Genomic DNA, 18,815 nt, shown 5'->3' on the forward strand with positions numbered 1-18,815 from the left:
AATCCCCCCGTCACGGGAACAGATTATTTGCCACACTATTAACTCGCCCGGTATGCGTTGCCACCGGGCCGCTGCGCAACTATGCTAAGGCAACACAAAAAGCGTTAAGGAACAGAGAGATGATTATTTTAGTAACCGGGGCAACTGCGGGTTTTGGTGAAGGTATTACACGTCGCTTTGTGAAGAACGGCCATAAAGTGATCGCCACCGGCCGCCGCCAGGAGCGCTTACAGGCGCTGAAAGACGAGCTGGGCGACAACGTGCTGACGCTGCAACTGGACGTGCGCAACCGCGCCGCCATCGAGCAGGCGATGGAGAATTTACCGGCTGAATGGCGCGACATCGACGTGCTGGTGAATAACGCCGGTCTGGCGCTGGGCATGGAGCCGGCGCACAAGGCGAGCGTCGAGGACTGGGAAACCATGATCGACACCAATAACAAAGGCCTGGTGTACATGACCCGCGCCGTGCTGCCGGGCATGGTGGCGCGCAATCGCGGTCACGTGATCAACATCGGCTCCACGGCGGGCAGATGGCCGTACGCGGGCGGCAATGTCTACGGCGCGACCAAAGCCTTTGTGCAGCAGTTCAGCCTGAACCTGCGTACCGATCTGCACGGCACCGGCGTGCGCGTCACCAATATCGAGCCGGGGCTGGTGGGCGGCACCGAATTCTCTAACGTGCGTTTTAAAGGCGACGACGACAAAGCCGGAAAAACCTACGAGAACACCACCGCCCTGACGCCGGAAGACGTTACCGAAGCGGTCTGGTGGGTGGCGACGCTGCCGAAGCACGTCAACATCAACACCCTGGAAATGATGCCGGTAAGTCAGACCTTTGCAGGCCTGAGCGTGCACCGCGGCTGATATGAAGACCCCGGCGCAGGCCGGGGCTGTTTAACGGCGCTACGGCGCAAGACTGCGCAGGATGAGCGATGACAGCAGTACCGCCGCCGTCGGCGCGTTTTCCAGGTTGTACTGTAACTGCACCGGGCTGATATACGGCTTCATCACCAGATAGATCGCCTGCGCGGTTTCATCCAGCGGCGTTTTGCGCTCAAACTCCCCTGACTTACGCCCTTCCAGCAACACTTCCTGAATCAACTGCTTCAGCTGTTCTTCGTAGGCGCGGGTGGATGCCCACTGATCCCGCGTGGCGACGGCGGCGATGTCGTAAAGTTTGCGGTCATGGAAAAAGAGATCGCTGCCCGCTTCCGTTAACGCCCGGAACAGACGGCGGAACTTTTCCGACGCCGTGGGCGCGTCGGCAATGGCGGCAGTGACGATCTCCATGATCATCGCCAGCCGGTTGCGGCAGATCACTTCCCCGATGGCCTGTTTGGAATCGAAGAATTTATAGATGTAGGCTTTGGAAAAGCCGATGGCGCGGGCAAGATCGGACACCGTGGTTTTCTCATAACCATAGTGGCTGAAATGTTCGGTGGCGGCATCCACCACCTGATCGCGGACGCTGTGGTCCGCCGTGCCGCGCGTGGCGTGGTCGTTTTCTTTTTTCGTCATCCGGTAAGCTTAACCCAGCGGGGCCGGGTTAACAACGAGTGACCAGATGGTAATAGCGTCACAGGCGGCAGCAGACCGGGCCTGTCCTGACAGTCCTGCGAGCCGGTACGCATTTTATTCATTCGCACCGCTGTCATCACGCCGCCGTCTTGCCGTTTTCCGCTGAAAACGGTATCTTTCGCCCGCACCTGCAAAATCAGGTGCCGGGATTGGAACCCTGCGAAATGTTACAGGCGACATACGACGCGTCAGCGTCTTTTATATGTCGTGCGCTCAGCTACACCTCAATGGTGGGCTGGACGGGGGCACCGAAAGGTGCGCCGGTTGCCTGTAACGCCGGTAGTTCCAACCCCGTTCAGTCCATCACCATGAGATTGGAACCTCAGGTGGTGGGTTTTAAACCCGTTACAGGAGGCTGCCCTTATGGCTACGATCCCCAACCAGACTCACCCGTTACTCACCATCCCGTTTGATGCCGACAGCGATTTCACCGACCTTGCCGACCACTGCCACCAGCTTGCGGAAGCCCAGGCGGAAAGCCTCGATCCGGCGCTGCGAATGGCGTTATGCGGACGCTTTTCCGCCGTGTTTGCCCTGCTCAAACCCCAGCTGAACGAGCCGATCCCGCCGGAACAGCAGGACCGTTTTACTGTGGACAGCCTGCCCACTCACGTACCTCAGTTTGCTTCCGATTCTGATACCCTCGGCGAATACTGCGCGGCGCTGGCGCAAGTATTACTTTGCCGCAGCGTACCGCCACAACAGGAAGAACCGCTGCGCTGGCTGCTGGCGGATGTGATGGCGTATCTGGCGGAGGAAATTAATGCGCCGCGCTGGATCCGCACAGAGGATGGCGTGAGAGTTATTGATGACGTGACAGGGTAACGTTTTCGCGCCCTGCTAAGCTGAGATCATGTCCGCTTTGTGACAGGAGCAGACATTAAACATTGTGTCTTGGCTGAATTAAAATGATTGGCATGCTCACTTACTCCCAATAGATATGCCTAACAGACCTAAAAGTTGACTTTATTTTTTGGTTAATTTTAAGGTATAGTAGTATCAATATGTCCACATATTAACAAAGAGATAAATCATAATGGCTTTTTTAATGGGGGTAAGTGATTTTTTAAATAGCATTCCTCAATGGTTATCATCATTTATTACCGCTTTAATTGGAGCGATAATTGGGGGTTGGTTTACTCTTAAAGGCGTTGACCGCGAGGCTAAGATTACTCGTGCTGCGGCTGAAAAGGATTCTCTTGAATTGCAGTTATCTGTATTAAAAGGCATTAAGGGAGAAATTTTCACATTAATGAATATCTATAACAAAAGAATGCAAAATCATATTGATAGCATTAGCCCAGGGGAAATGCTGCTTATCAAATTTCCTGTTGGAGATGATAATTTTACTTTCTATGAGCAAAACGCGAAGATTATTGCAAAATTGAATGACGCAGCAAGAGACTCAATAATTAATATTTACACATATGCCCGATCACTAATACAATCTTTTAAAGGAAACAACCAACTTGTTGTAGATTACGAAAAAATTCTTTTCGATATGGCAGACAATAATAAAGATAAAAACATGTATGAAAGATTGCACACTGCAAAAATCGCTGTAATGGTAGATTATGCGCAAGGAATAAAAAACATTGATGCAGAACTTAGGGATGCTATCAATGAAGGATTTTTTGTTATTGATCAAGAAATAACGGTACTAAAGGTAAAATTAACAAATTTAGAGCAATAACGGTAAATTCCGGTCCCCGAATCGCAAATATCGCCCAGCATGTCAGTCCCGCTTTTGCCAGAAGCCGACGTGCTAAAGTACTGATCCTGTAACCCCACTACCCCATAACATCTTCTCCATCGAGGCTTCCACCATGACCACCTTTTACCAACTCACCGCCACCAGCCTGCGCGGCGAACCCATCCCAATGGCCGACTATGCGGGAAAGCTGGTGCTGGTGGTGAACACGGCCAGTAAGTGTGGTTTCACGCCGCAGTACGCTGGCCTTGAAAAGCTCTACAAAAAGTACGGTGCGCAGGGGCTGGTGGTGCTGGGTTTCCCGTGTAACCAGTTCGGTAAACAGGAGCCAGGCGGGGCCGACGACATCGCGCAGACCTGCCACATCAACTACGGCGTGAGCTTCCCGATGTTTGAGAAAGTGGAAGTCAACGGTGCCGCCGCGCACCCGCTGTTTCGCTACCTGAAAGACGCACTGCCCGGCCTGCCGGGTAAGCGCATTAAATGGAACTTTACTAAATTCCTGATCGGGCGCGACGGCAAACCGCTTAAGCGTTTCGCCCCCTTCACCACGCCGCAGAAAATGGAAGCCGCCATCGTCGCCGCACTTAAGCTGTGAGCATTTGAACGGGTCACGTTCAGCGCGCTTCAGGACGCATTAGCCACATGCTGGCGTCGGAATTCCCCCGGCGGCAGGCCGGTGTAGCGGGTGAAGGCGACGTGGAAGGCGCTGGCAGACTGGTATCCTGTGCGCAGGGCAATCTGTTCTATTTTATCCTTGCCGCCCATCAGCGCTTTCCTGGCTAACGACATTCGCCAGAACAGCAGGTACTGACCGGGAGACATGCCGACGGTCTCGCTGAATACGGCGAAAAAAGAGGATCGGGACATCGCGCACTCCCGGGCCAGCTGCGCGATTTGCCAGTCCGCGCCGGGACTGGTATGGATGAGATGCAGCGCGGTGGCGATTTTTTCGTGTTGTAACCCTTTCAGAATACCTGCGGTACCGGACAGTGCTGGATCGCTACGCAACGACTCAACCAGTATCAGTTGCAAAAGATGCGTCATTACCGCGTCCCGCCCCGGCCGCCGGGTGCGGCTCTCATCCAGCAGGAGTTCAAACAGGGTGACAAAACGACGCTGCCCTTTAATCAAGATCTCACCGGGAAGTAACGCGACGATAAGCTGTTTGTCCGGCGTATCGAATTCACAGTGCCCGACATTCATAAGAAATTCCGCCTCCCCGGTTGCTGAACCGATCCTCACGTGCCCGTCCCCGAGCAGGGTCGGCAGCGTAATGTCTTCAGGAGGAGACGTTCCCGCACTGGTGTTCTCAAAGGTATAAGTTGCAGGGATCAGCACGAAATCACCGGCAACAAGCAATGTCGGCGCTTTACCGTTAATACTCATCAGGCATTCCCCCTGCAACACGGCGCAGTAAAACGCCTCTCCGGCAGACTCCCGGACAATACGCCACTTCCCTGCCCCCTCGACGAGTTTGGTATGGGTGGGCCTGGGGTTGAGTAAAGCAACAATATCGGTTAACGGATCTGACACTGGACGCTCTCTCAAGAAAAGTGGATTTCTGATTATATATTGTCCGGATGGCTACGACTATCATGGCTTCTCTGACCAACAGCGAGGATTTACCATGTCGACTGCACTGATTACCGGATGCTCTTCAGGTTTTGGGCTGGCAACAGCACAGCTGTTTTTAGCCAAAGGCTGGCACGTGATTGCCACCATGAGAACGCTGGATACGACGCTTTTTCCTGCCAGCGACCGGCTGCGGATATTGCCACTGGACATCACCTCTGCGGAAAGTATTACCGGGGTAGTGAAACAGGCGGGCGCGATTGACGTGCTGGTCAATAATGCCGGTCTTGGCGCGGCGGTTCCCGTTGAACTGACGTCCCTCTCCACCGCGCAGCAATTAATGAACATCAATGTGCTGGGCACGCTGGCATTAACGCAGGCGTTTCTGCCGTTGATGAGAGAGAAAAAATCAGGGACGATCATCAACGTGTCTTCGTCCGTGACCACCAAAGCGATGCCGCTGATTGGGGTTTATCGCGCCAGTAAAGCGGCGCTGAATGCCTGGAGCGAGTCATTAGCCGTCGAAGTGAAGCCTTTTGGGATCCGCGTTCACGTTGTATTACCGGGGCGCTCGCCGGAAACGAAGTTTGGCGAAAATGCGCGGGCCTACTCTGGCGGGCGGGACGATGCGGTCTATGGAAGCCTGGTGAATGAATTTATCCAGCGGGCGGGCGATCCCCACGCGCCAGTGACGCACGCGGAAGATGTGGCGAACGCTATTTATGCCGTGGCTGAAAATCAAAACGCTCCGCTCTACACCGCGGCCGGTGAAGATGCGATGCAGCTTCTCTCCGCGGCGCAGCAGCGTTCCCCTTTTTGCGAGTGATTGCGGCGGGCAAAGGCGTGATACGGGAAAAGAGAGAGGGTCTTCCTCTCTCAGTTTCTGAGCCGCAGACAATAATAACGTTGTATTGAGGGAATCAATAACCCTCCGAACATATACATCCCTTCATTTGTCAGTACAGGAAATGCGGTATCCATTACCCTCCCTGAGAACGTGTGCAAACCCTGCCTGACCTAAATGCATACCAGCAATGAGCAGTTTTTCGCTGACAGCCTTTTCAAGAATCATCTTCCTTGTTTGCTCTGCCTGGATGGGATCAGTGTCGAATAAAATAGAAACAGCCGGTTGTGCTGATTGAATATACGGATAATGGACAATGTCTCCCCATATTAATAAGCATTTATCATCCGTATCGATGCGAAAACCTGTATGTCCCGGTGTATGGCCTGGTAGCCAAACGGGCAGAATACTTCCTGCAATTTTATCCCCGTTAAAAAAATGCACGTTATGGGCATAAGCGCCTAATGTCTGGCGGACCAGCCGGATATTACGTTGCCCGCGCTCATTCGCTATTTCGAGTTTCTTATCATCCAGCCAGTGCTGTGCTTCGAGAGGATGAAGCATAATTTCGGCATGTTTAAAAACCGGCTTTTTTTCAGGATCCAGCAGGCCGCCAATATGATCCGGATGGCAATGTGTCAGCAACACGGTATCAATGTCGTCAGGGCTGACACCTGCTGCGGCGAGGTTTGCTGTGAGTTGCATATTGCCAGGCATCCCGGCGCCAGCGTCAACCAAAATGATGCGTCCCCGACCACGGATTAGGTAACAGTTTATATGAATATCGCCGGGCTCATTGATACCCGCATTGCGTTGAATAAGGTCTGCCTCCGCTTTTTCTATGCCTGAGAGCAAATCCAGACTGGCTGACATAATGCCGTCGCTTAGCGCCGTAATTTGAAAATCTCCAGTCTCACGGCTCGGAAAGGGTTGGTTCATTTTTACCTCGGGATCAGTTGCGTGCAAATATCTGTTCTGCTGGGGAGCCAAAACAACGAATACGGGGCGTCAGACCAGAGGCCTGTTGAATGGCAGCGTCCAGTTCACCCATAAAGTTCTCCATCACGTCCTGGGTTCGTAATGTTGTCAGGCGATAAAAGAGCTGGGCATAGACCGGTTGTCCGCATCCAGGCTTTACGGCAACAAAAATGATATGCACGTTTTGAGGCTCTGCGCGCAGGATGTCACAGCAAAGGGCGCGGCATTTATGCGTAAAATCACCAGCACGTTGCAACACGTCAGCCTGATTTTCAGCAATATAAAAAGTCAGATTGGGCATGATGTTTTAGCGTCCCTTATTCCGGATCCTGCAATTGCATGGTCAAAGGTTCATAGAGGTACATGCCTGGGATTTCAGTAAATAACGAGGCAATGCCAACCGGCAGAACATACGCAACGCGATGTTCAGGAGTTTTATCCAGCCCTACCGCATGCATTTCCAGCCCACGATATCCCAACTCTTTATCTAAAACGCCTGATGGCGTTGCGCTCAATAGCAGAATTTCACCGGCAGATACGGCCGGGATAATGCCCTTTCCTTCGTACAGGTTGCGGTGCCAGTCAGTAATACAGACCTGCCATCGAGAGAAATTGCCGCCTCCTTTTAAACGGTAATTATCACTGTTGAGAATATCCGCATCTTTAATGGTATGAATGGCAAGGTAAACAGGGCAGCCGGAATTGATAGCACGAAAGCGTTGCGACGTCGTGAAGCCAGCAACAGATATCAACGCGGGTAATTTTTGCTGACTATAAAAGGCATTCCATTCTGCCTCGCTGTCAGGATCGTTATATGAACATTCCACGGTATAGAACATCTGTTTATCTCCATATGAGCCACAGGCGTAAGCAGATTCATTTGCTTAATGATTTTTCATCATGCTACAAGATGGTTCAGCCCCGTAAAATCGATAAAACGTCACGGATTAGTGACATTTAGTCAATGAAGGCAGAATACTGGGCCTGAAAAAGGAAACGATGTTATGCGCAGAAAAATACCCAGTAGTGCGTCCCTGCAGGCTTTTGATGCCGCTGCAAGGCACGGCAGTTTTGCCCGTGCTGCAGAAGAGTTGTCGTTGACGGAAGGGGCGATTAGCCGTCAGATTGCACGTCTTGAAGCGTTACTGAATGGTAAGTTGTTTGACCGTATGGGCAGTCGTGTAAAGCTTAACCCCGTCGGTACGCGCTATGCGCATCACGTGCGGGAAACGCTCGATCGACTCGAACGGGATACGCAGTACATAATGGGAATGCCTGAAGGTAGTCAGAGTCTGGACATTGCCGTCCTGCCCACCTTTTCCTGTCGCTGGCTTATTCCGCGCCTGAACAGTTTCAACGCTGTATCTCCGGATATAACGTTAAATATTGCGGCCAGAACGGATCCGTTTATTTTGCCTGGAAGTGGATTTGACGCGGTTATTCATTTTGAACATTCCGCATGGGCAGGAATGCGTATGCAATTTCTGTTTCAGGAAAATCTGCTGCCGGTATGCCATCCTGCACTGATAACAAAAAATAATGTCAATCAACTGTTAAATGAACTGCCGAGGATCCATCGTCGACAGAATCCTGATGCATGGCATCACTATGCCGTCGAAAGCGGAATACGCCTCGATAATCCGGCTCACGGTGTGCGATATGATCTGCATGAAATGGCCATCGCTGCCGTGATGGCACGACAGGGCGTTGCTTTGATTCCGCGGATGTATATCGAGAATGAATTGCGTAGCGGCATGCTTGTTTCTCCATGGCCTGCATCAAATAGTCTGAGCAAAAGATTCTGTTTAGTCAAAACAACGGAAACGGGAATAAATGAGGCGGCGCTGGAGCGTTTTGAAAGCTGGCTGTTGGCTGAAATTAATCCACTCACAAGTAGTGCCTGATGCAAAACGATCACCCTATGTCCGCCTCTCGCTCAACGCTGCCACCCTATTTTGCGTGGCAGCGCCGAACCAGAAGCGGAACGTGTTTACCATTTTACAACCAGCCGGACCCGGATTTCATCAAACCTGCGTCAGCCCGCCATCCACACAAATTTCGGCGCCTGCGATATAACTGCTTTCATCACTCGCCAGGAATAATGCCGCGCTGGCCACTTCGTCAGGCCTCGCCATTCTGGATAACGGAATGGCGCTGATTATTCCATTGCGCAGCTCTTCGGAGGCGGCCTGCATCATTTCCGTATCCACCGGCCCCGGGGCGACCACATTGATGCGGATCCCCCTGGCGGCGAGCTCATTTGTCCAGGTGCGGGCGAAAGAGCGTAATGCCGCTTTGCTGGCGCCGTAGACGCCATAGCCTTTGGTGCCGATGACATCGGCAATCGAACCAATCAACACGACACTCGCCCCCTCTTTCAGCAGGGGAAGCGCGGCCTGAAGGGCAAATAACGGGGAACGCACATTGAGACCGAAAATAGTATCAAAGTGCGCCGGAGTGACGTCATCAATGGTCGCGTGTTCCGCCATACCGGCGTTGATGACCAGCACATCTATCCGGCCGGACTCCGCATTTATCAGGTCGGCGATCCGTGTCAGTTCGCTAAGTTCGCTGACATCAGCACGCAGCGGCCTGGCGTCGCCTTCTATGCCAGTAACGGCGATGTCTAACTCCTCACTCCGGCGCGAGGTGAACCAGGTGGTTGCCCCTTCACGGGCAAATCGCTGACTGATGGCAAGACCAATGCCTTTTGCGCCGCCCAGGATCAGGGCCACTTTGTTCTCTAATTGTTGCATCTGCTTACTCCTTTTGAGGTGGAAAACAGATGATATAATTTTTATACTTAATAACAATTACGCACTTTGTTTATACCAGGTATCGCGGAGTATATCGCCATGTGTCAGATTGACGGTCATAACCTGAAAGAAGTTGGAAAAACCCGGCCTGTGCTGGAGAACATCACCAATAAATGGTCGATTTTAATTCTTACCGTGCTGTGCAGTGAGCCTGCACGCTTTAATGAACTTCGCCGCCGGCTGGACGGCATTACTCATAAGGCGTTGTCTGACGCCCTGAAGCGGCTGGAGCGCAATGGACTGGTGCACCGGAAAGTGCTGCCCACGTCGCCGGTGAGCGTGGAATACAGTCTTACTCCACTGGCAAAAACGTTACAGGAACCCTTCAGTGCGCTGTACGACTGGGCGCTGAAACACGGGCCGGAAGTGGTACGGGCTCAGCAGGAATATGATGCCCGGCATACGGAAGAGATTTGCTGAATTTTTCATATACTAATGGGCGTCTGTCAGCACACAGCTGCATGACAAGCGTGACTCATTTGTTGGCAAAGATAAGGGGAAAGCATGCCTTTTTTAGTTGGTGAGTTATCTGGCGCTCCGGCATGGGTGCCTGCTGTATTGCTCGTCACTGTGTCACTTGCGGTGGGTTTTCTCGCGAGATTTATCCTTTTGCAGTTTATCCGTTTCTGGCAAAACCATGACAGAAAACTCTTCAAGTCGCTTGAGAAACACCTTCGTGGATCGATGTTTCTCTTTATTCCCCTGCTGTTTATTCGTGTAGGGATTAATTATGTCCATATCCAGCCCGAGTCCCTGAACTTCATCAGAACGACAACCAACATATTTATTATCATGTCATTTTGTTCGGTGCTGATTAGATTGATTAATGTTGCACAGGATATGCTTTTTATACGCTATGACATTAATATTTCGAACAATCTTCGCGCCCGCAAAATTCGCACGCAGATCATGTATGTGAAGAAAGTCGCAATTGTCATACTGGTCACGCTTTGTTTATCCCTGATTTTACTGAGTTTCCCTGGCGTCCGACAATTCGGTACCACTATCCTGGCCGGTGCCGGGGTGGCGGGCATCATCATTGGTTTTGCGCTCCAGAAGTCGCTGGTCAATTTATTTGCCGGTATCCAGATAGCCTTTACGCAACCCATAAAAATCGATGACGCGGTGGTGGTGGAAAAAGAGTGGGGCTGGATTGAAGAGATCAACCTGACCTATGTGGTGGTGCGTCTGTGGGATTTGCGCCGGCTGGTATTACCGATCACCTACTTTACCGAAAATCCCTTCCAGAACTGGACGCGTAATAACGCGCAAATTTTAGGCACGGTTTTTCTTTATGTGGATTACTCCATGCCCCTACAGCCGCTCCGCGAACACTTTGAAAAAGTGCTCAGTGAAACCCGACTCTGGGATCAGGAAACCCAGGTGCTTCAGGTCACCGACACCACTGAAAAAACCATGACCATCAGACTGTTGATGACGGCGCAGAATTCACCTATGGCCTTTGATTTACGCTGTTACGTGCGGGAAAAAATGATTGAGTTTATTCAGCAGAATTATCCGCAGAGCCTGCCGCAGGTCAGGGCGACACTGACCCGTTCCGTTGACGCTGAAAGTGAGTCTTTCGTTTAGCGGGCGGAACGTGCCTGGTCTGTGATCGGGCTGCTCGCACCAGGCGCATCCGCACCTCTCTCTTCGCCCGACATTACACAACAGCTTAATGGCAACCCGTTGCCATTAAGTCTGTACCTGGCGGAATATGACACCTCGATTAAGGATCCTCAGACGTTAATACTTTCCCGCGTCACCGACGCCCCGCCGCAGACGATAACCAGCACCTTATCCGCACGGTTAAACTGAACTTTGCGATCATACAGCAGGGACAATGAAACGCCGCACGCCGGTTCCGTCATCACGCGATGATCGTCCAGCAATTGCCGACAAGCGTTTACCGCTTCTTCATCGGAAACCTGCATGCCGGTGACATTCAGGCGACGCGCCACGGTAAAGGCATTTTCGCACACCTGACTGGCCGCCAGCGTAGTGGCAATACCGCTGACCTTATCAAGACGCACAAGCTTACCGGCATTCAGCGAGGCGTTGAGGGAAGCCGTGCCGTGAGTTTCGACGGCATACACCGGGATATGATCCAGGTGATGTTTTTCCAGTCCCTGTGCGATGCCGGACAGCAGACTGCCGCCGCCGACGGACAGGATCACCGCGTCAGGCCGCAATCCGTCATTCACCACTTCATCCACAATGGTGCTGATGCCTTCCCACAACAGCGGATTATCAAAGGGATGGATATAAAAAATGTCATCCGTTACCAGCGATAAAGCGTGATCGTTCGCTTCACTCCACACCTTTCCGTGCACAATGAGCCTCGCGCCCTCCAGTTCAATAAGCTCTCTGGCGCGCGCCGACGTGGTTTCCGGGACAACGACCGTTACCGGCAAACCCAGTTTGCGCCCGCTGTGCGCCACGGCGATCCCGGCATTCCCGCCCGATGAACTGATAAAACCCTTTGCGCCCTTTTGAGCGTAATACTGACAGATATGCCCTGCGCTTCTGAGCTTAAAAGAACCGGTCGGCTGGGAGGATTCCATTTTCAGCCAGACCTCACATCCGCTGTGCTGACTTAACGGCAAAGAATGGATGAGCGGCGTACGGATACTTATTTCCATGGTCTTGATCCTTTTGAACATCTTTCCATAACAACTGGATAGCCGTTGCGGGATGGGGTTAAAATTTCATCATCGATGTTAAAAGAACCCGCCCGGGGATACAACGCTCAATTAAAGCGGTTATTACAATTGCATAACTGATGTTTTACGTATCCGTACACCGGTGCGGCTCTGGCGTTATCCGGCTTTCACTGAAAGCGCGACATCCTTCACCGCCGTCTCCACCCCGGCGGCATTCTTCTGAATACTGGCGATCACCTCACCCGCTTCACGCATCAGCGTCACCCCTTCCCGGGTATTCATCAGGTTGTTTTCGATGCCGCTGAGCACCTCTTTGGCCAGTTGATTATTGCTGGCGACGACCCGCTCAATGTCCTCTGTCGCCTGGCTGACGCTCGCCGCAAGCGTTCGCACTTCTGCGGCAACAACGGCAAAACTTCGTCCGGATGCACCTGCCCGCGCCGCTTCAATGGCGGCATTCAGGGCAATCAGCCTTGTTTGCATGGCAAAGCTGCGAATGGTTTCGACCATCCCGTCAATGCTGTCAGACTGATCGTTAAGCCGGGAGACATCGCTGGAGACATCGCCCATTCCCTGCGCAATGCGGTCAATCATTCGGATACTGTTTTCGATAACCCCGGCGCCAGCCTGCGCACTGCCGCGGGTCTGCACCGCCATATCCCATGCATGTACCGCCGCCTCCTGCTCTCGCTGGTTGCGCAGAACATCTGCCGTGACATCAGTGGCGAATTTCACAATTTTATAAAGCTGCCCGTCATGGTTGAACACGGGGTTGTACGTTGCCCGCAACCACAGCGGCTCGCCACGACGATTCAGGCGCGGGAACTGACCGGAAAAGAATTCCCCCTGATTTAACCGCTCCCAGAACTGGCGGTATTCATCACTTTTATACAGGCTCTGAGAACAGAACAGACGATGATGCTTACCAATCACTTCATCGCGTTTATAACCGGTGGTGGCGAGAAAATTCTCGTTGGCTTCCAGCACCATCCCTTCGGGGCTAAAGGCGATGATAGCCATAGACCGGCTGATGGCATTGACGACAGATTCCTGCTCAAGCGCCGCCTGCACGCGCGCGGAAATATCGGCCGCGATTTTGATGACACGGGTCACCTGGCCGCGCCGGTCAGTGACGGGGATATAACTGGCTTCAAGCCATACCGGACGTTCCCCCTTTGCCAGACGCAGATATTTGCCGCTGAAGCTTTCCCCCCTGGCAAGGCGCTGCCAGAACTGGTCGTACTCCGGCGAATTGACCAGCGAGGGCGGGCAGAATAACCGATGATGTTGACCAATAATTTCGTCGGCCCGGTATCCCATCGCGGAGAGAAAAAGCGGACTCGCTTTATGGATCACCCCTTGCGGACTGAATTCAATGACAGGTTTATTCTGGCAAAGTGCGTGATAAGAAACGGCTGAACGCAGACGGTTCAGGGAAAATAAACGTTTAAGAGCAGGGATACGCATCAGATTTACCAGGTAATGTAAGGAGTAATCGGTTATCGGCAGCCCCGACGGAAGCGTTATGTATTGCTGCGATAGTTGCAGATTATGAGTCATGTCCGCCTCAGCCTCCTTCAGGCCGAGGGGGCATTATTTTCTGACTATGACGTGACGTTGGCGACGGGCGAAACCTTTGAGAATATTTCCAGGTAGTCATGTGAGCCGTAACCGGGGAAAACCAGAAACAGCAACACAGCACTACCATTTTCATAATGCACCGCCATGTCTCCGTTGCGCGTGATAAAAAGCCTGTGGTTCCACCACTGACAACCCACACTCATATCAGGGGTGCAGTTGCGGCTTTTATGCACCAGCTGGCCGTCTTTTGTCAGATAAAAATAGTTCGTTTCAGGGCTGGAAGGTTTGGGTGCAGACTCATCGAGTAAGATAAAGGTTTCTTTGCTTAGCGTTCTGTTTGCTGCATCCAGCGACACGGCTTCCAGTGATTTTGCCGGATAGTTGAAGCGAAGCTGAACGGTGGAAGCGTCTTTATCATTGACCCTGAAAAGTTGCGTTAACTCACCCGCGCCCCAGTAACGCTCGCCGCTGGCCTTAATCGGCGTCGTTTTAAACTGGTAAACATTTTGCTGACGAATATCCTGGCGGTGCGGGTATTCCGCTTTATACAGCGCTCTTTGCGGTGATGAGGTGATGCATCCGGCAAGTAACGATGACAATAAAAGGGCGAACAAAACGCGCACTGGCGTACTCCTGGCTTCCGCTGTCGCGGCTAAGGTTGTGATATTGTAACCGTAATACAACAACGCCAGCCGTGCCAGCACGATGCCGACGCTCATGATGGCCCAGGCGCTGTCCAGCGAGGCGGCGCGGTGGCGTGATCGAGCGTGACGATCAGCGACAGCGGAAACAGCGCGCCAATCCCAGACCCAGCAGCAGGGCACGCTTAATGAAACTCAGCAGCAGCAACTGCTGGAGCTGCTGAGTCTGTTACTTATTGATGAAACGTAACGCTTTCGCCCAGCGGCGCTTTTTCGATGCGGTACTGGTTGGCAGGATGCTCCAGGTCCGGGTAACCCAGTGAGAAGCCAAACAGTAATTTCAGCGCCGGGTCGATGCCGAGTGTTTCACGGATAGTGTCGGCATAAAAGCCCAGCATGGTCTGGGGAATACCGCCTAAACCGTGGGCGGTGAGCGACAGCAAGAGCGTCTGGGCATACATCCCGATATCGCCAGCGACACGCACGTTATCGCCCACCTGCGGCATAAACAGCAGCGCGACATGGGGCGCCCCAAAGAATTCCAGATTACGACGGGAGGCATGGCGGCGTTGATCGTAGTCCTCGCGCTTCACACCGATGGCCTGATAGTAGGCCGCGCCCTGCTCTCTTGATCGCTCGCGGTAGATACCGGTGAAATCACCGGTATCAAAACTGAAATCCGGCGTCAGTTGCCCGGCGTCATCCGCCGCGAGGATGGCCTTGCTCAGCGCGTCGCGCTTTGCGCCCGAGACGATATGCGTCTGCCAGGGCTGCGTGTTGCAGTTGGAAGGCGCGCGCTGCGCATCCTCCAGCACTGCCCGCAGGATGGCCTCCGGCACGGGCTGCGGACGGAAATGGCGCACCGAATGGCGCTCGCGTACAACATCCCGAAACGGCATTACATCAGACATGGTTTACCTCTTTAATTAAAAGTCCTGCATGAGATCGGCAACAATGTCTGCGGCCGGACGAATGGATTTGATGACCGAAATACCCGTACCGGTGGATACTACGCCCTGATCAAAATTACCGAGGCGCATGGCTTGCCACAGGGAGTGGTAGCCGTTCATAGCCTTAAACAGGGTTTCACGATCGGCACCCTGCGCGTCCAGTTCTGCCAGCGTCGGACTCAGATCGGTAGGTAAGGTGCGGTAATACGCAGGTAGCGTGCGGAACAGCAGCAAATCTTCCGCCGTGGAATCGACAATCAGGCGTTTTACTTTGTCCGCCGCGGGGTTTTCCACCGCCGTTAAGAACAGGCTGCCCGCAAATACCCCTTCCGCCCCCAGCGCCAGGGCGGCACGCACACCGCGCACGTCACCGATGCCACCGGCAGCGATAACCGGCACTTTCACGCTGTCGACGATCATCGGCACGATACTGAAGGTGCCAATCACCCGTGACGGCACGGTGCCGCCTTCGTCAAAGCCGGTAGCAATGATGATGTCCGCGCCCAGTTTTTCGGCTTTTTTCGAATTGGCGATCGTCGGCGTCAGGGCGCGGTAGAGAATTTTGATGCCGCGGCTTTTAAAAAAGTCGTAGATCTCTGCGTCCAGCACTTCATTGATAAGCACCACTTCGACGCCTTCTTCAGCCAGCATCTCGGCAGTAGGCCGCCAGAAGCCCATATCCGGGCCGTTGATCAGGGTTGCCGCAAAGGGTTTTGTGGTGAGTTTTTTGACTTTACGGATCTCTTCGCGCATCCGATCCAGCGCCACCCAGCGTGAGCCTGGCAGGCTTTCCTGACCGGCGTGCGGCCCCAGCGTACCCAGGCCGCCCGCATTTGACACCGCAGCGACCAGTTCGGCATTGGTCAGGAAATATAACGGGGCCTGTATAAGGGGATAACGAATATTTAAGATTTTAGTGACACGATTATTCATTTTATGGTCCGGAGTAATTCAGATAGCTAAAATTTTACCCCTTGCAAAATGGAATGGAATCACCAAAAATAGACAGCTGATACCCAAATATGGAAAGAAACGTGGATTACAACGCAGCGAAATTATTCATCGCGGTGGTAAATGCCGGTAGTTTTTCAGCGGCCAGCGACAAAATGGGTGTACCCATCTCCACCCTTAGCCGAAAAATCAATGAGCTGGAGGAGGCGCTGAATGTGCAACTCCTCGAACGTTCACGGCATGGCGTTAAACCGACGTATAAAGGACAGCAATTCTATGAGCAGGCGCGACCCGGCGTCGAACTGCTGGCGGATGCGCAAAAAGCCGTTACTTCTGCCCATACCCTACAGGGCAAATTACGTTTATCTGTGCCGCCAAATTTTTCACTCTGGTGGGATTTATTAATCGCCTTCCAACAGCGTTATCCCGATATAACCCTGTTTTGTCATTCCAGCGAACGGGTCGTGGATTTATTTGAGGATGGCGTGGATGTGGCGCTGCGCATGGGCGAAATAAATACAGAGGATGTGATCGCTAAACCTGTTATGAGCGTGGAAGCCGTATTTGTGGCAAGCCCGACATTCCTGGCGCGTCATGGCACGCCACAGACGCTGGCGGAAATGGCACTGCTGCCGGTAATGGCCTGGGAGAGCCTCAACCATGGTGTTTTTGAATGGGGATCGGGAACGGAAAAAGTGAAATACGATCCGTTCTTTTCCACAAATAATTCCCAGGGATTACTTCATTATGCCCTGAGCGGTATGGGTGTCGCACAGCTGCTGGATTTTTCTGCCCGTCCCTGGCTGGAAAAAGGCGATCTGATACAGCTTCTGCCTGATCTGCCTGAATACCTTTTGCCGTTACACCTTGTCTATGCCCGCCATAAACATCCCTCCGCTATTGTGCGGGCCTATCTGGATTTTTGTGTGGAATGGATAAGCAGGATGAAATAGCAGGCACATTAAAGCTATTAAAATATAATCCAGAGAGAATGGTCCGCCGACGAGGATTTGAACCCCGGACTCACTGCTTAGAAAGCAGTTGCTCTTTCCTGCTGAGCTATCGGCGGTATAATTCAGGCTCAGGCAAGCATTCTAAGACAAGCATCTGCGCACTGGCGGCAGGCTTCTGCGCAATGTTTGCAGTGTTCATGCTCATGTCTTGCGCACTCCTCTGCACAGGCCCGGCAAATATCCACACAGAGCCTGCATTGTTGCTTGTGATATTCGCTGTTCATGCCCATAAGTTGGGCCGCAAGCCGACAAACCGCGGAACACTCAATATCTGTTTTAATGCAGTTTCTCATCATGTCGATATCAGGTTCATTAAGGCACGAAGATGCACAGTAATCACAGGCAGCGGCACATTTGTAGCATGCAGCTATACATTCCTGCAGAGTAGTATTCATATCCCGTCTCCTTATTTCTTTATACTTAAACATTAAGTCTGCACATATTACCTGTACATGCATTATTTATTAGCGCCTGTATCCTTCACCCTGAAAATTACTGACATGGGCGAGGCGCCCCCTGATGAATTATAGTGTAATATTACACTCGGTTATTCATCCCGTCATGCTCACTGAAAGCATGTAGTTCCTTAGCGTCATGGCTGCAGAAGAAAGTAATTTCCTGATTATGGCGTCTGAATACTTCCCGCAGTTGCTGTTGGGTACGATGCCGGGTCTGGTTATCCATCGCCATCATCCACTGATAAAAACGCAGGCCGGGCGTACAGTGCGGGCTTTGCAGATCCATTTCGCCGCGATAGAACCAGGCATCGCCGCCATGCAACAACCATCCCTGCGGCTGGCTGACGGCAATGCCCGCATGCCCCTGCGTGTGGCCCGGCAGCGGAACCAGTAAAATTTCCGGCGGCAGCCCTTTCAGCGCCATCACCGCCTCGAAGCCATACCATTTTTCGCCCTGAGGTTGATACCCGTTCCAGCCAGAGATACCGCCCCATTGCCCGGGACGATAGCGCTCACGGGCCAGCCAGCTGTGCCGCTGCTGCGCCGTATTGATTTCCGTTTGCAGCAGATGGATCTGCGCACCCGGGAAGTCGGTAAGCCCACCCGCATGATCGAAATCAAGATGCGTAAGAATGATGTGCCGGACATCCGCAGCGCTGAATCCCAGCGCTTCAATGCGCGAACGCGCCGTCAGGGTTTCCCGTCGCTGAATATTATTCATCACCCGAAAAAAGCCTGGTAAAGTTTTACCTGGCTGGCGAATGTCATTTTGCCCGAACCCGGTATCGACCAGTACCAGCCCGTCCCGCTCCGTTTCGATAAGCAGACAGTGGCAGACCAGATGGGCGAAGATACCTTTACTAAAACCGTCAAATAACGCGCCGCCTGCCGGACACATGCACCCACAGTTAAGATGATGAACTTTCATATTTTTTCCTGTTTAATCCCTTTTCGCTTAGTTCCGATGTAGCGGAGTACAATTGCAGTGAAAATATGCCTGTCAGTACCCTACTAAACGAAACGGGAAGCCTCACAATTCTGTGAACAAATATAG

At 52.6% G+C, this 18,815-nt stretch carries 22 protein-coding genes and 1 tRNA gene; 9 read left to right on the forward strand and 14 right to left on the reverse strand.

All coding sequences use genetic code 11. The annotated features are described in order from the left end of the window. Positions 1 to 119: 119 nt before the first annotated feature. Positions 120 to 866, forward strand: coding sequence for a bifunctional NADP-dependent 3-hydroxy acid dehydrogenase/3-hydroxypropionate dehydrogenase YdfG (ydfG, locus tag ACQUTD_RS14520; protein WP_473275631.1), 747 nt, complete (start codon positions 120 to 122; stop codon positions 864 to 866). A 39-nt stretch (positions 867 to 905) separates the two neighbouring features. Here the strand turns inward: ydfG and ACQUTD_RS14525 are convergent, their stop codons facing one another. Then, positions 906 to 1,520 carry a TetR family transcriptional regulator gene (locus ACQUTD_RS14525; protein WP_473275629.1) on the reverse strand — a complete coding sequence of 205 codons (615 nt, stop codon included), beginning with the start codon at positions 1,518 to 1,520 and terminating at the stop codon, positions 906 to 908. A 423-nt stretch (positions 1,521 to 1,943) separates the two neighbouring features. Here ACQUTD_RS14525 and ACQUTD_RS14530 point away from each other — a divergent pair, with 423 nt between their 5' ends. The 3 genes from ACQUTD_RS14530 (at position 1,944) to ACQUTD_RS14540 (ending at position 3,889) form a co-directional block, all read left to right on the forward strand. After that, a complete protein-coding gene (locus tag ACQUTD_RS14530) occupies positions 1,944 to 2,405 on the forward strand; it encodes a hypothetical protein (RefSeq protein ID WP_473275627.1) in 462 nt (153 codons plus the stop codon). A gap of 211 nt (positions 2,406 to 2,616) precedes the next feature. Beyond that, on the forward strand, positions 2,617 to 3,273 hold the full coding sequence (locus tag ACQUTD_RS14535; protein WP_473275625.1) for a hypothetical protein: 657 nt from the start codon (positions 2,617 to 2,619) through the stop codon (positions 3,271 to 3,273). Positions 3,274 to 3,406: 133 nt separating this feature from the next. Further along, positions 3,407 to 3,889 (forward strand): glutathione peroxidase, encoded by a 483-nt coding sequence (locus ACQUTD_RS14540; protein WP_473275624.1) that lies wholly within the window; start codon positions 3,407 to 3,409, stop codon positions 3,887 to 3,889. 29 nt (positions 3,890 to 3,918) lie between these two features. Here ACQUTD_RS14540 and ACQUTD_RS14545 read toward each other — a convergent pair whose 3' ends face one another. After that, positions 3,919 to 4,827 (reverse strand): cupin domain-containing protein, encoded by a 909-nt coding sequence (locus ACQUTD_RS14545; protein ID WP_473275621.1) that lies wholly within the window; start codon positions 4,825 to 4,827, stop codon positions 3,919 to 3,921. Between the two features lie 94 nt (positions 4,828 to 4,921). Here ACQUTD_RS14545 and ACQUTD_RS14550 point away from each other — a divergent pair, with 94 nt between their 5' ends. After that, entirely contained in the window at positions 4,922 to 5,692 is a 771-nt protein-coding gene (locus tag ACQUTD_RS14550) for an SDR family NAD(P)-dependent oxidoreductase (protein ID WP_473275619.1), read from the forward strand. Positions 5,693 to 5,815: 123 nt separating this feature from the next. Here the strand turns inward: ACQUTD_RS14550 and ACQUTD_RS14555 are convergent, their stop codons facing one another. The 3 genes from ACQUTD_RS14555 to ACQUTD_RS14565 are packed head-to-tail and all read right to left on the reverse strand — an operon-like array spanning position 5,816 to position 7,527. Continuing rightward, the gene (locus ACQUTD_RS14555) at positions 5,816 to 6,649 is read right to left on the reverse strand and encodes an MBL fold metallo-hydrolase (protein WP_473275615.1); all 834 of its coding nucleotides are present in this window, start codon (positions 6,647 to 6,649) and stop codon (positions 5,816 to 5,818) included. Between the two features lie 13 nt (positions 6,650 to 6,662). Further along, positions 6,663 to 6,989, reverse strand: a complete 327-nt coding sequence (locus ACQUTD_RS14560; RefSeq protein WP_473275613.1) for a hypothetical protein — start codon at positions 6,987 to 6,989, stop codon at positions 6,663 to 6,665. Between the two features lie 16 nt (positions 6,990 to 7,005). Then, on the reverse strand, positions 7,006 to 7,527 hold the full coding sequence (locus ACQUTD_RS14565; RefSeq protein ID WP_473275611.1) for a sugar ABC transporter: 522 nt from the start codon (positions 7,525 to 7,527) through the stop codon (positions 7,006 to 7,008). A gap of 165 nt (positions 7,528 to 7,692) precedes the next feature. Here ACQUTD_RS14565 and ACQUTD_RS14570 point away from each other — a divergent pair, with 165 nt between their 5' ends. Beyond that, complete coding sequence (locus tag ACQUTD_RS14570) at positions 7,693 to 8,592, forward strand: LysR substrate-binding domain-containing protein (protein WP_473275609.1); 900 nt, start codon at positions 7,693 to 7,695, stop codon at positions 8,590 to 8,592. Between the two features lie 120 nt (positions 8,593 to 8,712). Here ACQUTD_RS14570 and ACQUTD_RS14575 read toward each other — a convergent pair whose 3' ends face one another. Beyond that, on the reverse strand, positions 8,713 to 9,444 hold the full coding sequence (locus tag ACQUTD_RS14575; RefSeq protein WP_318372862.1) for an SDR family NAD(P)-dependent oxidoreductase: 732 nt from the start codon (positions 9,442 to 9,444) through the stop codon (positions 8,713 to 8,715). A gap of 99 nt (positions 9,445 to 9,543) precedes the next feature. On the opposite strand from ACQUTD_RS14575, the gene ACQUTD_RS14580 reads away from it, so the two are divergent. Both ACQUTD_RS14580 and ACQUTD_RS14585 read left to right on the forward strand, forming a co-directional pair. Further along, positions 9,544 to 9,924, forward strand: coding sequence for a winged helix-turn-helix transcriptional regulator (locus ACQUTD_RS14580; protein WP_318363021.1), 381 nt, complete (start codon positions 9,544 to 9,546; stop codon positions 9,922 to 9,924). Positions 9,925 to 10,008: 84 nt separating this feature from the next. Further along, the gene (locus ACQUTD_RS14585; protein WP_473275604.1) at positions 10,009 to 11,094 is read left to right on the forward strand and encodes a mechanosensitive ion channel domain-containing protein; all 1,086 of its coding nucleotides are present in this window, start codon (positions 10,009 to 10,011) and stop codon (positions 11,092 to 11,094) included. Between the two features lie 149 nt (positions 11,095 to 11,243). On the opposite strand, the gene ACQUTD_RS14590 is transcribed toward ACQUTD_RS14585, so the two are convergent. The 5 genes from ACQUTD_RS14590 to ACQUTD_RS14610 form a co-directional block, all read right to left on the reverse strand. Then, positions 11,244 to 12,146, reverse strand: a complete 903-nt coding sequence (locus ACQUTD_RS14590) for a pyridoxal-phosphate dependent enzyme (protein WP_473275601.1) — start codon at positions 12,144 to 12,146, stop codon at positions 11,244 to 11,246. Between the two features lie 177 nt (positions 12,147 to 12,323). Then, on the reverse strand, positions 12,324 to 13,634 hold the full coding sequence (locus ACQUTD_RS14595; protein WP_473275597.1) for a methyl-accepting chemotaxis protein: 1,311 nt from the start codon (positions 13,632 to 13,634) through the stop codon (positions 12,324 to 12,326). Between the two features lie 137 nt (positions 13,635 to 13,771). Continuing rightward, positions 13,772 to 14,467, reverse strand: a complete 696-nt coding sequence (locus ACQUTD_RS14600) for a hypothetical protein (protein WP_473275594.1) — start codon at positions 14,465 to 14,467, stop codon at positions 13,772 to 13,774. A gap of 155 nt (positions 14,468 to 14,622) precedes the next feature. Continuing rightward, positions 14,623 to 15,300, reverse strand: a complete 678-nt coding sequence (locus ACQUTD_RS14605) for a nitroreductase family protein (RefSeq protein WP_473275590.1) — start codon at positions 15,298 to 15,300, stop codon at positions 14,623 to 14,625. 15 nt (positions 15,301 to 15,315) lie between these two features. Further along, entirely contained in the window at positions 15,316 to 16,272 is a 957-nt protein-coding gene (locus ACQUTD_RS14610) for a nitronate monooxygenase (RefSeq protein ID WP_473275587.1), read from the reverse strand. 101 nt (positions 16,273 to 16,373) lie between these two features. On the opposite strand from ACQUTD_RS14610, the gene ACQUTD_RS14615 reads away from it, so the two are divergent. After that, the gene (locus ACQUTD_RS14615; RefSeq protein ID WP_473275585.1) at positions 16,374 to 17,243 is read left to right on the forward strand and encodes a LysR substrate-binding domain-containing protein; all 870 of its coding nucleotides are present in this window, start codon (positions 16,374 to 16,376) and stop codon (positions 17,241 to 17,243) included. Positions 17,244 to 17,282: 39 nt separating this feature from the next. Here ACQUTD_RS14615 and ACQUTD_RS14620 read toward each other — a convergent pair. The 3 genes from ACQUTD_RS14620 to ACQUTD_RS14630 form a co-directional block, all read right to left on the reverse strand. Continuing rightward, positions 17,283 to 17,359: transfer RNA gene (locus ACQUTD_RS14620), tRNA-Arg, on the reverse strand. 12 nt (positions 17,360 to 17,371) lie between these two features. Next, positions 17,372 to 17,698, reverse strand: coding sequence for a four-helix bundle copper-binding protein (locus ACQUTD_RS14625; RefSeq protein WP_321987423.1), 327 nt, complete (start codon positions 17,696 to 17,698; stop codon positions 17,372 to 17,374). Positions 17,699 to 17,840: 142 nt separating this feature from the next. Beyond that, a complete protein-coding gene (locus ACQUTD_RS14630) occupies positions 17,841 to 18,689 on the reverse strand; it encodes an MBL fold metallo-hydrolase (RefSeq protein WP_473275582.1) in 849 nt (282 codons plus the stop codon). Between the last annotated feature and the right edge of the window lie 126 nt (positions 18,690 to 18,815).

Source organism: Enterobacter sp. K510 (genome assembly GCF_055804875.1).

Bases quoted from the DNA above. Each gene is read 5' to 3' on its own strand.
- ydfG (WP_473275631.1), top strand. From the start codon at position 120: ATGATTATTTTAGTAACCGGGGCAACTGCGGGTTTTGGTGAAGGTATT.
- ACQUTD_RS14525 (WP_473275629.1), bottom strand. From the start codon at position 1,520: ATGACGAAAAAAGAAAACGACCACGCCACGCGCGGCACGGCGGACCAC.
- ACQUTD_RS14530 (WP_473275627.1), top strand. From the start codon at position 1,944: ATGGCTACGATCCCCAACCAGACTCACCCGTTACTCACCATCCCGTTT.
- ACQUTD_RS14535 (WP_473275625.1), top strand. From the start codon at position 2,617: ATGGCTTTTTTAATGGGGGTAAGTGATTTTTTAAATAGCATTCCTCAA.
- ACQUTD_RS14540 (WP_473275624.1), top strand. From the start codon at position 3,407: ATGACCACCTTTTACCAACTCACCGCCACCAGCCTGCGCGGCGAACCC.
- ACQUTD_RS14550 (WP_473275619.1), top strand. From the start codon at position 4,922: ATGTCGACTGCACTGATTACCGGATGCTCTTCAGGTTTTGGGCTGGCA.
- ACQUTD_RS14555 (WP_473275615.1), bottom strand. From the start codon at position 6,649: ATGAACCAACCCTTTCCGAGCCGTGAGACTGGAGATTTTCAAATTACG.
- ACQUTD_RS14560 (WP_473275613.1), bottom strand. From the start codon at position 6,989: ATGCCCAATCTGACTTTTTATATTGCTGAAAATCAGGCTGACGTGTTG.
- ACQUTD_RS14565 (WP_473275611.1), bottom strand. From the start codon at position 7,527: ATGTTCTATACCGTGGAATGTTCATATAACGATCCTGACAGCGAGGCA.
- ACQUTD_RS14570 (WP_473275609.1), top strand. From the start codon at position 7,693: ATGCGCAGAAAAATACCCAGTAGTGCGTCCCTGCAGGCTTTTGATGCC.
- ACQUTD_RS14575 (WP_318372862.1), bottom strand. From the start codon at position 9,444: ATGCAACAATTAGAGAACAAAGTGGCCCTGATCCTGGGCGGCGCAAAA.
- ACQUTD_RS14580 (WP_318363021.1), top strand. From the start codon at position 9,544: ATGTGTCAGATTGACGGTCATAACCTGAAAGAAGTTGGAAAAACCCGG.
- ACQUTD_RS14585 (WP_473275604.1), top strand. From the start codon at position 10,009: ATGCCTTTTTTAGTTGGTGAGTTATCTGGCGCTCCGGCATGGGTGCCT.
- ACQUTD_RS14590 (WP_473275601.1), bottom strand. From the start codon at position 12,146: ATGGAAATAAGTATCCGTACGCCGCTCATCCATTCTTTGCCGTTAAGT.
- ACQUTD_RS14595 (WP_473275597.1), bottom strand. From the start codon at position 13,634: ATGCGTATCCCTGCTCTTAAACGTTTATTTTCCCTGAACCGTCTGCGT.
- ACQUTD_RS14600 (WP_473275594.1), bottom strand. From the start codon at position 14,467: ATGAGCGTCGGCATCGTGCTGGCACGGCTGGCGTTGTTGTATTACGGT.
- ACQUTD_RS14605 (WP_473275590.1), bottom strand. From the start codon at position 15,300: ATGTCTGATGTAATGCCGTTTCGGGATGTTGTACGCGAGCGCCATTCG.
- ACQUTD_RS14610 (WP_473275587.1), bottom strand. From the start codon at position 16,272: ATGAATAATCGTGTCACTAAAATCTTAAATATTCGTTATCCCCTTATA.
- ACQUTD_RS14625 (WP_321987423.1), bottom strand. From the start codon at position 17,698: ATGAATACTACTCTGCAGGAATGTATAGCTGCATGCTACAAATGTGCC.
- ACQUTD_RS14630 (WP_473275582.1), bottom strand. From the start codon at position 18,689: ATGAAAGTTCATCATCTTAACTGTGGGTGCATGTGTCCGGCAGGCGGC.